This window comes from Corallococcus macrosporus, from assembly GCF_017302985.1.
Taxonomy (GTDB): Bacteria; Myxococcota; Myxococcia; order Myxococcales; family Myxococcaceae; genus Corallococcus; species Corallococcus macrosporus_A.
This window is the reverse complement of sequence record NZ_JAFIMU010000017.1, coordinates 436,059-448,587: the sequence shown is the minus strand read 5'-3', so window position 1 is coordinate 448,587 and position 12,529 is coordinate 436,059. Positions and strand designations below refer to the sequence as shown.

Here is a 12,529-nt window from a genome sequence, read left to right as displayed (position 1 = left end):
CGTCCCGTCAGCGCGCCTGCCGCAGGGGCAGCTCCACCACGAACGTGGCACCGGCGCCGAGCGCGCTCTCCACGCTGATGGTGCCACCGTGGGCGCGGACCGTCTCACGCGCGAGGTAGAGACCCAGGCCCAGCCCGCCGTAGTTGTACGCGGGCGCGGCCTGCTCGAACCGCTCGAAGATGCGCGCCTGGTCCGCGCGGTCCACCCCGGCTCCTCGGTCCTTCACCTCGAGCCGCGCGAAGTCGCCCGTCACTCGCGCACGCACCGTGATGGGGTGGCCCGCGCCGAACTTCATGGCGTTGAGGAGCAGGCTGGTGACGAGCCGTCCCAGGCGGGCGTGGTCCCACTGCCCCACCACCGCCTCCTCGAAGTCGAGTTCCACGGAACACCCCGTGGCCTTCAGCCGCTCCGCCAGGGCGTCCACCTGCTCCCGCACCAGGGTGCACAGGTCGAACGCGTCCAGCTCCAACGCCAGCGCTCCCTCCTTGAGCCGGGACACCTCGAGCATGTCGTCGGCCAGATAGGCGAGCCTGCTGACCTGACGCTCGAAGGTCCCGAGCAGGGTCACGAGCCGGCCCTCGGCGGGCGCTTCCGGCGCCCGCGTGCCCATCACCTTGCGGATCGACTGCACCTGGAGCCGCATGGCGGTGATGGGGGTCTTGAGCTCGTGGGAGGCAATGGCCAGGAAGTCGTCGCGCACGCGGACCGCTTCCTGGGCCGCCTGGTAGAGGCGGGCGTTCTCCAGGGAGATGACGGCCTGCGCGGCCAGCACCTCCAGGGTGAGGATCCGCTCGGACGTGAACGCCCCCGGGAGCTGGTTGTTCTCCAGGTAGAGCATGCCGGCGAGGTCCGCGTTCCGGACGAGCGGAATGCACAGCACCGAGTGCACGCGCAGCGAGGCGAAGTACGGATCCGAGGAGAAGGGGCTCGGCTGGGAGGCATCGTCCAGCAGGACCGGCTGCCGCATCCGCTGCACGTGCGCCAGGAGCGAGCCCGGAAGCTCGGCGCCGGGCGCGACGGGCTCTCCGAGGACGGAGACCTGGATGCCTGACTCCGTCAGCTGCGCCGTGACCCGCACGAAGGGATGCCCTCCTTCGAGCGTCATCAGGTAGCCCCGCTCCGCGCCCGCCTGCTCCAACGCGCTCCGCAAGAGCTTCTCCAGCAGCCGCGGCAGGACGATCTCCTGGGAGAGGACCTGTGACGCGTGCACCATCGCGCGCGCGTCGAGCTGCGCGGGCTCCGCGTACAGGTGATGCGGAAGCCCACGCGACAGGCGCTCCTTCATGCGCGGGTACAGCTGCTCCAGCTGGCGCAGCTTGGTCTCGGCGCCCCACTCCTGGTACGCGCGCCAGGCTTCCTCGAGGTAGGCGTCCGCGACGGTGCGCAGGCCGCGGGAATGGTAGAAGCGCGCGGCCAGCTCGCCCGCCAGCGCCGCGTATTGGATGAGGCCGCTCTCACGCGCGGCCCGGAGCGCCCGCTCGTAGTGCTCCGCGGCCTCCTCGGTGCGTCCGCTCCGCCGCGCGACCTCCGCCGTCACCAGCGCCTCGAAGGCGAGGAAGTTGGCGGGACAGAAGGCCGCCAGGTTCCCGAGGAAGGCGCGATGGCCTTCGAGCTCCGCCCCCCACTGCGCCTGCTCCTCCGCCGGTGCCACCTCTCCATGGGCCGCCAGGGTCAGGGCGACCAGGAAGACGGCATGGGCCTCACCGTACTGGCCCCGCTGGGCGACGATGAGGCCGGAGAGCTGTCGCGCTTCGGCGAGCGCGGCGGTGCGGTTGCCCAGGACGAGGTGGAGCTCCAGGCGACGGACGCGGTACCAGAAGCTGGCGAACGGCGGCTGGCGGCCCACCCGCTCGGCGAAGGCCGCATCCTCGAGCCGCTCCTGGGAAAGCACCGGAGGGCGGCCGCGCAGCGCCTGGGTGAGGCGCTGGACGACCTCGACACAGATGAGCAGCGGCTCGTTCCCGACGCCGCGGTTGAAGTCGGCGGCGGTGCGCGCCGCGCGGTCGACCTCTTCGAGCCGTTCGCCCGCGGCCAGCGCGAGCATGCAGCGGTGGGTGAGCCCGAGGCAGACGAAGACCACGTCTCCCGCCCGCCTTCCCGCGCGCAGGGCCCGCTCGACATAGGTGTAGAGGGAGCGCGGCGGCTCGACCCAGGAGAGGATCGCGACGCCCGAGACCAGGGACACCTTCGCCTCGTCCGCGACGAAACCGTGCCGCTCCACCAGCGTGAGCGCCACGCGGGCGATGCTGGCCGCCCGGGCGTACTGCTTGTGGGTGATGACCAGCTCGAAGCCGTAGGCGGTGAGCCCCATCGTGGACGCGGAGGTCAGTCCATGCTGGAGCGTGAGGATCACCATCTGGCACGCCACCAGGTGGTGCAGCTGCGGGTTGCTGAAGTAGGCCGTCGGCAGGAAGGAGGCCAGCACGCTCATGGCGGCCTCCATGTCCGGATCCCGCATGGGCGCCAGGCTGAGCAGCGCTTCGATGGCGTGCTCTCCAAGGAGCTGCTCCACGGTGCGATCCGCTTCCTCGAGTTGCTCCAGCGTGGGCTGGGGGCTCAGCGCGATGCCGTACTGGCGGAGGCAGGCACTGGCGCTGTCGATGGCGGAGCCCAGGGCGCCCCGGGTGGTATGAAGGTCGATCCACGCCCGGTAGGCGCTGGCGCGCTCGGTGGGTGTCCGCGCATGGGCCAGCAGGACGGTCAGCAGGCGCTCCGCCGTGTCCAGGTTGCCGGCGGACAGCTCGCTCTCGGCCTCCTCCTGGTGGAGGCCCTGGGCCAGCTCGTGATCCGCCGCCCATGGCTCCGGGGCGAGCAGCGCCTGGCCCGCCTGGAGGTAGCGCATCGCGCCGAGAGCGGAGGCGGTCCTGGCCCGCCTGGCGGCGAGCAGGTTGAGCCGGGCGATGGAGATGCGCTCCTCGCGCGCTTCAATCAGCTCGATGCCCTGGTCGAGCTGGGACACCAGGGTGAACACGCGCTCGGGCAACAGCCGCGGTGAGGTGTGCGCGAGCAGCCGGCGGCCGATGCGCAGGTGCGTGGCGGCGCGTACCTCGGGCGCGAGGAGCGCGTAGGCGGCCTGCTGCACGCGGTCGTGCGAGAAGCGATAGGTGCCGTCGAGGTGCGGGAGCAGCAGTCCCTCGCGCACCGCCTCGTCCAGCGCGACGCGCAGCGCGTCCTCCGCGAAGCCACCCGCCGCGATGAGCGATGGCAGCTCGACGGTCGCGCCCAGGCAGGCCGCGAGCGTGAGCGCTTCCTGCGTGAGGGCGGGGAGGCGCCGCAGCTTGCCGAGCATCAGCTCGATGACGCCTTCGCCCAGCTCCAGCGCGCGGATGCGATGGGCGCTCCACCGCCAGGCGCTCCGTCCGCGGTCGAAGGTGAGCAGGCCGTCGCGATGAAGCGCGGAGAGCAACTGGAGGGTGAAGAAGGGGTTGCCGTGGGTCTTCTCACAGACCAGCGCCGCCAGCGGAGCGAGGGCCCGTGGATCCGCGCCGAGCGTGTCGCCGATGAGCTGCGCGCAGTCCTCGCGCGGCAGCGGGAGCAAGGTGAGCTCCGTCACCCGGGTCTGGCCCTTCTGGAGCGCGTCCAGGGCGAGCGTCAGCGCGGCGGACGGCCCCCGGTCGCGGTCGCGGGAGGCGCCGAGGATGAGGAGGGGATGGGGTGCGGGGTGGGACGCGAGGTGCTGGAGCAGCCGCAGGCTGGCCTCGTCGGCCCACTGGAGGTCGTCGAGGAAGAGCGTCACCGGGTGCTCCTCGGTGAGCGCCTCCAGCAACTGCCGGAACACCTGGAGGAAGCGGCTCTGGGCCTCGGCGGGAGCCAGCGGCGCGACCTCTGGCAGCCGCCCGGTCACCTGGAGCAGCTCGGGGATGACGTCGGCGATCAGCTGCCCGCTCGCGCCGAGCGCTTCATCCAGACGCTCCCGCCACCGGGCCTTCTGGGATGCGTCCTCCGCGGCGAGCTGTAGGAAGAGCGGCTGGAACGCGCGGGTAAACGCGGCGTAGGGAGCCTCCTGCCGCTGGTCGAACTTGCCCGTCAGGAAGAGGCCCCCCTGGTCGAGGACCGTGGACCGGAGCTGGTTCACCAGGGACGACTTGCCAACGCCCCCCTCTCCCATCACCAGGACCAGCTCCGGGAGCTTCGTGGCCACCACCCGCCCGAAGGCCGCGCGCAGTTGCCCGAGCTCGGCCTCGCGAAGCGGGAGCAGCTGCGGTGTCCTCAGCAGTCCCAGCGCGTCGCTGGCGCTGAGGGTGAACGGCGCGATCCGCTGGTTCAGGGTCCATTGCTGGCGGCAGTTCAGCAGGTCAACGAGCAGTCCTTGCGCGGTCGGGTAGCGGTCCTCGGGCGCCTTCGCCAGCAGGCGCATCACCAGGTCCGACACCACGGCCGGGAGGTGGGGCTGAAGCTCCACGAGCGGCCGGGGCGTGCGGGCGAGGTGGCTGTGGATCCACCCGAGCGCGTCCTCGGCATGGAAGGGCAGCTGGCCCGTGAACACCTGATACAGGACGACACCCGCCGAGTAGAGGTCCGTGCGTGCGTCGAGGGGACGGTCCATGCGGCCTGTCTGCTCGGGCGACAGGTAGGGACCGCGCGCGGCGAAGGCGAAGTCGGCAAGCTGGACGCGGCCCGTCTCGGGATCGACGACCAGGTTCTCCGGACAGACGTCCTTGTGGATGACACCGTGGCCGTGGAGGTCGGTGAGCGCTTCGGCGATGCCGACCGCCAGGTTGAGCGCGCGGCCGAACTCCATGGGAGTCCCGAGCAGCTCGTCGAGGAATCGGCCTCCACCGTCCTCGGCCACCAGGGCGAAGTGATCGTCGGAAGTTTCCAGGGACAGCGTGCGCACCACGGCTGGCGAGTCGAGCTCACGCCCGAAGTCGAACGCGTGGCGGAGCTCCGCGAGCTCCCTGGGAGAAGGCTGCTGGGAGCGAAGCAGCGTGACGATCACCCGGCGACCGTCGGTGGACGCGCCCCGGTAGACGACGGCGCGCTCCCCCTGCCGCACGAGCGCGCCCAGGGTGTACCCGGGCAGCACGTCCATCTTCTCGTCCATCCTCACCTTCGCAGTATCGCGGTGTTGGAGGCGGACTGCAGTGATGAATCCCTGCCACTGCGCGTGCGCGACACTTCCGTGGAACGACGGCTGCTCAGGGAGCAGGGGGCCGGCGTCGCAGGGCCTCCGCGAGGCGGAGGTGCCCCTGGAACGCGCCGCTGCCCCCGGGCGTCTCGCCCTTCTCGATGGCATGGGCGAAGCGCACCCCGGCGTCCGCCTCCAGCCGCTCGAAGAGGCCTTGGACCTTTGGGTAGTCGCGGCGGTCCAGCACCTCGTGGTACCGGGTCCAGCGGGCAATGCCGATGAAGTAGGCATCCGCCAGCGTGCGGTGGTCGCCCAGCAGCCACGGCGAGTCGGCCATCAAGGTCTCCAGCTTCGCGTGCGCGGAGACCACCTTGCGCGCTCCCAGCTTCCGCAGCGCCTGCTTCTCGGACTCCGGCAGCTCCGCGTGCTCAAGCGCGTACCAGAGCGGCGAGAAGGCACTGAAGAAGGTCGTGTTCAGGTACGCGAGCATCTGGTTCAACCGGTCGAAGTCCTCGGTGCCCTGGGCGAACGACAGCCCGGTGCCCACGCCGCGCGCGCCCAGGTGGTTGAGGATGGCCATGCTCTCGCTGATGCGAGCCCCCGTCTCCGTCATCAGCGTGGGCGTCTCCGCGACGGGGTTGATCCGGAGGTAGTCCGCGGAGGTGACGTCCTCCGGCATGGCGATGCGGCACAGCTGGTAGGGCCGGCCCAGCCACTCCAGCGCGACGATGGAGCCAAACGAGCAGCCAGAGGGGACACCGTAGAAGAGGATGGGCAATGCCATGGTGAGGCTCCTGTCCGAAGCGGAAGGCGTGATGCCTTCGATGGAGACAAGATGGCCGTGGCAGCGCGCGCCGGGTAGACACTGGAACGCGAACACAAGGTCCACACCCGTGGACGATGAGGCGCGGCGCGTGAATCTCAACGACCTCCATTTCTTCGTCCAGGCAGTGGAGAGCGGTGGCTTCGCCGCGGCGGCACGGCGGCTGGGCATTCCCAAATCCACGGTGAGCAAGCGCGTGGCCGAACTGGAGGACGCGCTGGGCGCGCGGCTGATCCAGCGCACATCGCGGAGCTTCACGCTGACGGACGTGGGGAGGGACTTCCTGGACCATGCCCGCGCCGCCGTGCTGGAGGCGGAGGCCGCGGAGAACGTGGTGCGCCGCAGGCAGGCGGAGCCTGCGGGCGTGGTGCGGATCACCACGTCGGTGCCCACGGCGCAGTTCCGGCTCGCGGACCGTCTGCCATTGCTGGCGCTGGCGCATCCCAAGGTGCACGTGGAGCTTCACGCGACGGACCGCTTCGTGGACCTGGTGCAGGAGGGCTTCGACATCGCCGTGCGCAGCCACTTCGCGCCCCTGCCCGCCTCGGGCCTGGTGCAGCGCCGGCTCGGTGTGGATTCCACCATCCTGGTGGCGTCACCGGGCTACTTGTCCAGCCGGGGCAGGATTCGCAGGCCCGAGGACCTGAGCGAACACGACGGCCTGCTGACCAGCGCCACGGCCACGTCCTGGCGGCTGCGCGGACGGACGGGGGAGACGGTGACGGTGACGCCCCGGGCACGCATGACCGCCGACGAGTCGCAGGTGCTCTTGCAGGCAGTCACGGCCGGGCTGGGCGTCGTCTGTCTGCCGGAGACGTTCACCCGCGTGCACGAGGAGGCCGGGCGGCTGGTGCGGGTGCTTCCCGGCTGGACCGCGGGCACGGTGACGACGACGATCCTGACGCCCCATCGCCGGGGCCAGCTGCCCGCCGTGCGCGCCGTCATCGACTTCCTGATGGAAGGCGCCGGCGACGCGTGAGGGTTGTTACTGGCGGATCAGATCATGGACGGGCTGCCCATCCGGGCCCACGCCATCCAGCCGCACGAAGTCGACCGAGAAGGGCCAGGACGTCTTCACGAAGACGTGCTCCAGCCGGGAGACGCTGCTGCCCAGCTTCGTCCACGCGTGGACCTGGCACTTGCCGTCGACGCGCGCGGTGGTGATCTCGACGGGGCGCGAGGGAAAGGCCCGCAGGCGCACCCGCACCCGCCAGCCCTCCGGGGTGGCCTCCACCTGCTGCGGATCCTCCAGCCCATACACGGGCTGCTCGACCCCCAGCAGCTCCTCCACCTCCGAGGCCCCGCGCTCCAGCATCCGCCAGTACACCTGCACGGGACGCGCCCCCACGGGGCGGCAGGTCTCGTCCAGGCGCAGGGCGTAGTGGACCTGGTTCCGGTTCTCGCTCCGGGTCAGGAAGAAGGCGGACGGCGCTGGGGACGACGGCTCGGCCGCGGAGGCCAGGGTCGCGACGGTCGTCAGCGCGACGGCGGCGAGGTTGCTGAGCCTGGATTGAGAAAACACAGGGATTCCCCCTACATGGCGCGGTGACGCCAGTCCTCCGCGAGGCCGTATGGGGATGACGAACACCCCTGGCCCCCGGAACTGTCACTCACCCGGGACACTTATCACCGAACATGGCGCAGGCCACTTCGAGCCCCCCACGGCCTGGCTCGACCTGGCTGCGGGGCGCCAGACCACATGGCCGCCATCCCACTGCCGCGCATACGCTCCCCGCGATGAGCTCCCACACGCCACCGTCCCCTCCCCTCCGCCTGCCCTTGCCGCCCTTCACCCGCGAGTCCGCGGCGCTCAAGGCGCGCCTCGCGGAGGATGCCTGGAACAGCCGCGACCCCGAGCGGGTGGCCGCCGCGTACACACCCGACAGCCGCTGGCGCAACAGGGCCGAGTTCTTCTCGGGCCGCGAGGCCATCGTGGCCTTCCTGCGGCGCAAGTGGGCGCGCGAGCTGGACTATCGGCTCATCAAGGAGCTGTGGGCCTTCGACGCGCATCGCATCGCGGTCCGGTTCGTCTACGAGTGGCACGACAGCGCCGGGCGCTGGTACCGCTCGCATGGCAACGAGCAGTGGGAGTTCGATGCCAGCGGCTACATGGCCCGCCGGGAGGCGTCCATCAACGACGTGGACATCACCGAGGACGCACGCCTCTTCCACTGGCCCGCGGGGCCTCGGCCCGAGGGCCATCCGGGCCTCACCGAGCTCGGCCTGTAGCGCGAGCCGTCTGGGGCCAGCAGCAGCGTCCCCGAATCCCGGCCGAGGAGTCATGGGGCGCCCTCGCCGCGCTGGCGCCGGAGGTCGTGGGCCCCCGGCCACTGGCGGGGGCCCCGCTTCCTGCCTGATTCAGTCCGCTGAGCGTTGGCTCAGTTGCCGGCGTAGGCGGACATGTTGCTGCCCGGGTAGCCGCCAGTGCCGGACCAGGTGGCGGGCAGCGTCGTCAGGCCTGGCTGGACCTTGTAGGAGCCGGTCCCGCTCGTGTGGCGCCAGTAGATGTCACCGCCGCCGGAGGGACTGAGGACCGCCAGCCAGTACGTCGTGCCCGACGTCACCGCCTGTGACGTGATGGTGCAGGTGTTCCACGCGCCGGGCGTGACGGTCGTGACGGTGCAGGTGCGAAGCTGCGCGCCGGGCGTCCCGCTCCCATTCGCATACAGGCCGAGCCGGAGCGTGGTGGCCGTCGTCTGGGCATCCACGTAGAGGCTCAGCCGCGTGACGTTGCCGGTGGCGCTCGCCGTGTAGTTGAACGCCGCCGCGACGCCAGCGTTCTCGAAGTCGGCCGTCGTCAGCACGGTGCTGTTGCCGACCAGGGCGGTGGGTGCGGCGGGAGTCGTCGCGCTGGCGTTGGCCGTGTAGGCCGAGTTCCCCGCGGCGTTGGTCGCGCGGACCCGGTACCAGTAGCGGGTGCTCGCGGCACGGCCCGTGTCACTGAACGTCGTCACGTTGGCGCCCGGCGTCCCGACCTGGGCGAAGGTGCCCGGCGCCCCGGAGACGTCCGGCGCCCGCTCCACCAGGAAGCCGCTCTCGTTGGTCGAAGCATCCGTCCACGCCAGGTTGATCTGTCCCGACGACACCGCCGTCGCCGTCAGGCCCGTGGGCGCCGCGGGCACGGAGGTGGCGCTGTTCACGGTGATGGAGACCGTGGCGGAGTTGGTGCTGGCGGCGGGATTGCCCGTGTCCACGGCCACGGCGCGCACCGTGTGGCTTCCCTGGGAGGGATTGCTCCAGGTGCAGCCGTAGGGGCTGGTGGTGCTCGAGCAGATGAGCGACGTGCCGTCCGCGTAGAAGTCCACCCGCGCGATGCTCCGGCTGAAACCCACGCTGGCGGTCGCGGCCAGCGGCACGGAAGCCGGCGCCGTGTACGCAGCATTGGCGGAGGGAGACGTGAGGCTCACCGTGGGAGGGGTGGACAGCGTGAGGGGCACCGCGGCGGAGGTGGTGGCCTGGAGCGTGTCGTCAGTGGCCTTCGCCGTCACGCTGTGCGCGCCGTCCAGGAGCGAGCTGACGCCGCAGCTCACGGACGAAGAAGTGGGCGCATTCACCGTGCAGAGCAGCGTGGTGCCGTTGTCGAAGAACTCCACCTTCGTGAGCGTGCGGCCCAAACCCGCCGTGGCGGTGGCCTGGAGGTTCAGGTTCGCGGGCGCGGTGAAGTTGGCGTTGGCGGCCGGCTGGGTGATGGACACGGCCGGTGCGGTGGAGCTGCCCGCGGAGAGCCCATACATCGAAGCGCTGGACGCGCCCGAGTACACCGTGGAGCTGCCGAACGTGGGGCCCGGCAGCGCGGAGAGCCCCGTCGGCGAGTAGCGCATGGAGCCGCTGGGCAGGTCCATGTAGCGGAACACGCCGCCCCCGTTCGCGCCCAGCAGCGCCAGCCAGTAGACGGTGCCCGACGTGAGCGTCACCTGCGGCGAGGCGGTGCAGCCGTACCACTGCCCCGTCACCAGCGGCAGCGGATCCACCACCGAGGTGGTGCAGGAGGACAGCAGCGTGCCCGGAGCGCCCGAGGCATCGCTGTACACGCCAATGGACAGCGACGCATTGGCATTGCCCGGCGCCGCGAAGACCTTGAGCGTCCCCAGGGTCCCCGTGGCGACGGCGGTGTACTGGAAGGCGTTCACCGAGCCGCCGTTGTCGAAGTCGTTCTGCGTCCCCACGGTGTCGACGCCCACCAGCCGCACGCCACCCACGGAGGGGCTCACCGTGAAGCTCACCGGCGCGGAATTCGTGACGAGCGCCGGACTGCCATTGTCCGTCGCGCGGGCAAAGACATTCGAGTACGTGCCGGCCGTCGCGTTCCACGTGCAGGCCGTGCCGGTCGTCGTGAAGCAGAGCGACGTGGTGCCCTGGAAGAACTCCACGCGCGTGAGGGTCCGCCCCGCGCCCGCGCTGGCCGAAGCGCTGAGCGTCGTGCTCCCCGTGGGCAGCGTGGCGCCGGAGGCGGGACTCAGGATGCTGACCGTGGGCGGGCCGGCGACCGTGATGGCCACCGACGCTGAGCCGCTCTCGCCCAGGCTGTCCACCGCCTCCGCGCTCACGGTGTGGCTGCCATTGCCCAGGCTGCTCGTGGCCGTGCAGGTGACGGGGTTGGAGACAGGGGCGTTCACGGTGCAGAGCACGGTGGCGCCCGCGCGGAACGTGACGCTGGCCAGCGTGCGGCCCGAGGTGGGCGTGACCGTGGCGCCCAGGCTGAGCGTCGCGGGCGCGGTGAAGTTCTGCCCGGCGGAGGGCGCGGTGATGGCGACGGAAGGCGCGGTGGGAGGCGCCCCGGAGATGACGATGACCCCGCTGGTCGAATGGCGGATGCGGAGCGCGTTGTTTCCGGTGTCGAAGGTCCATCCGTCCGCGGCCAGGTCCGAGCGCTGCGACAGGGCGGTGCCGCCCGCCGTCACCGCAGAGGGGACGAAGGCGAGGCGCAGCACCTCCGTCGAGCTGGCGTCATAGGTGGTGTAGCGGACCTCGTTGCCGGGCCCGTACGTGACGCTCTTCACCACGGAGGTGGAGCGCAGCAGGTGGTTCTGTCCAGCGGGTGCCCAGTCCGGCTGCGCGCCCATGCCGATGACGAAGTGGCGGATGAAGTCACCCCAACCGTCCGTGAACCAGACGTTGTTGGGATACGGCCCGTCGATGGTGAGCCCGCTGTCACGCACCATGTACGTGGCCCAGTTGAACGCGCGGAAGGCCTTGTCCTTCGCCGTCGCGTCTCCGGTGAGCTCCGCGTAGCGCGCGTTCACGGCGGCGTACCGCGCGGTGTGGCTGCCCATCTTGTAGTGGAAGGCGTACTGCTCCTTGATGGGACGCGCGCCGAACTCCAGCGTGTCGCCGAAGTTCGTCTCGATGAAGGCGATGATGTTCTGCACGTGCGCCTGCCAGCTCGGGTCCAGCCCGGGGTTGTCCATCAGGAACTTGGCGGTCTCCCCGGGGACGAGCTGGTTCAGGTTGTTGGTGGCGTCCGAGCCCACGTCCTCGAAGTACTGGGTCCAGTTCTGCGTCGCGATGGGGCCATTGCTGCCCAGCAGCCACGCGAGGACGGTGGCCTGGGTGCTCTGCCATTGGGCCAGCTGCGTGCTGCTGTAGCCCGGCGCGCCGTTCAGCGCGCCCGCCTGTCCCAGCTTGATGAGTTCCTGGAACAGCTTGAGGGGCTCCACGACGTTGGACGCGTAGTTGTCCACGATGTTCGCGCCGGTACGCACGGCGTTGTCGGAGGCCCGCACGCGGTACGGCCACGGCGACACGGTGGCGGTCGGGGTGCGCAGGTGACTGGTGAGCTGATTGGCCGCGCGGATGGCCATGTCGCGGTAGGCCGTGTTGCCATTGAACTTGAAGGCCTGCACTGCGGCCCAAGCGAGCGCGCCCACCTTCTCCGGCTGGAGGTAGCCCACGCCGTCACCCACACCTACTGAACCGCCCGCCTGCGCGCCCGCGTACGTCAGCGTGCCGCTGGCACCGCTCGCGTAGGGCACATTCGACCAGTGGTCCCCCACGGCCGTCATGCCATGCGCCAGGTGCCAATCCAGCAGCGCCAGCGCGACGTTCCGCAGACGCGGGTCGTTCTTGTAGGGCGAGTACGCAAGGCCGGACTCAATGAGCATCGCGTTCAGGCCCGCGGGGTTGTGCGGCCAGCCCACCGGCTGACCCGCGGGAGAACACCCGGGTGCCGTGCCGCTGCAAACGTACGAGTACGCGTAGTAGGCCGGCTTGGCCACCGACGGGTTCGTGAGGTTGGACAGGTTCGGAAGCGCGAGCAGGTAGTTCTGATTCAGGTCCAGCACATAGTCATACGCGGCGGAGCTGCCCGGGTTCGAGGGAGGCGCCCAGGACAAGAGCTTTCCCGTGCCGTCGCACTGCGCGGCGTGCTGGTCGATGTTGCCACCGCCACTGCAAGCGAGCGCCTGACGCACGGAGGTGGGCTCGGGGGCGTCGGAGGGCGCGACACAGCGGGTTAGCAAAAGGAGGAGCGTGAGCGCTCCGGTGAGGGAGCGAACGGTCCGCTCCGGGAAATGGGCATGCATGGGGTGGGGATCCTTGGTGGGGCGCACAAACAGCACCGGCCCTGGAGATTGCTCTCTCCAGGGCCGGTGCATTATCGCCCGCGTCCGGTCGCCTGTTGCGTCAGGTCCGGGGCTAAA

General features: G+C 70.6%; 6 protein-coding genes. 2 read left to right on the top strand and 4 right to left on the bottom strand.

Annotated elements, in window-relative coordinates; genetic code table 11:
• Positions 1-7: 7 nt before the first annotated feature.
• Positions 8-5,044, bottom strand: coding sequence for an AAA family ATPase (locus JYK02_RS40680; protein ID WP_207057879.1), 5,037 nt, complete (start codon positions 5,042-5,044; stop codon positions 8-10).
• Positions 5,045-5,138: 94 nt separating this feature from the next.
• Positions 5,139-5,852, bottom strand: a complete 714-nt coding sequence (locus JYK02_RS38135) for a glutathione S-transferase family protein (RefSeq protein ID WP_207057878.1) — start codon at positions 5,850-5,852, stop codon at positions 5,139-5,141.
• A gap of 130 nt (positions 5,853-5,982) precedes the next feature.
• Here JYK02_RS38135 and JYK02_RS38130 point away from each other — a divergent pair, with 130 nt between their 5' ends.
• Positions 5,983-6,870 carry a LysR substrate-binding domain-containing protein gene (locus JYK02_RS38130; RefSeq protein WP_207057877.1) on the top strand — a complete coding sequence of 296 codons (888 nt, stop codon included), beginning with the start codon at positions 5,983-5,985 and terminating at the stop codon, positions 6,868-6,870.
• Between the two features lie 6 nt (positions 6,871-6,876).
• Here the strand turns inward: JYK02_RS38130 and JYK02_RS38125 are convergent, their stop codons facing one another.
• Entirely contained in the window at positions 6,877-7,413 is a 537-nt protein-coding gene (locus JYK02_RS38125) for a DUF4833 domain-containing protein (protein ID WP_347402680.1), read from the bottom strand.
• A 215-nt stretch (positions 7,414-7,628) separates the two neighbouring features.
• Between JYK02_RS38125 and JYK02_RS38120 the strand changes: the two genes are divergently transcribed.
• A complete protein-coding gene (locus tag JYK02_RS38120; RefSeq protein WP_207057876.1) occupies positions 7,629-8,120 on the top strand; it encodes a DUF1348 family protein in 492 nt (163 codons plus the stop codon).
• A 149-nt stretch (positions 8,121-8,269) separates the two neighbouring features.
• Here JYK02_RS38120 and JYK02_RS38115 read toward each other — a convergent pair whose 3' ends face one another.
• Positions 8,270-12,412 (bottom strand): Ig-like domain-containing protein, encoded by a 4,143-nt coding sequence (locus JYK02_RS38115; protein ID WP_207057875.1) that lies wholly within the window; start codon positions 12,410-12,412, stop codon positions 8,270-8,272.
• Positions 12,413-12,529: the final 117 nt, after the last annotated feature.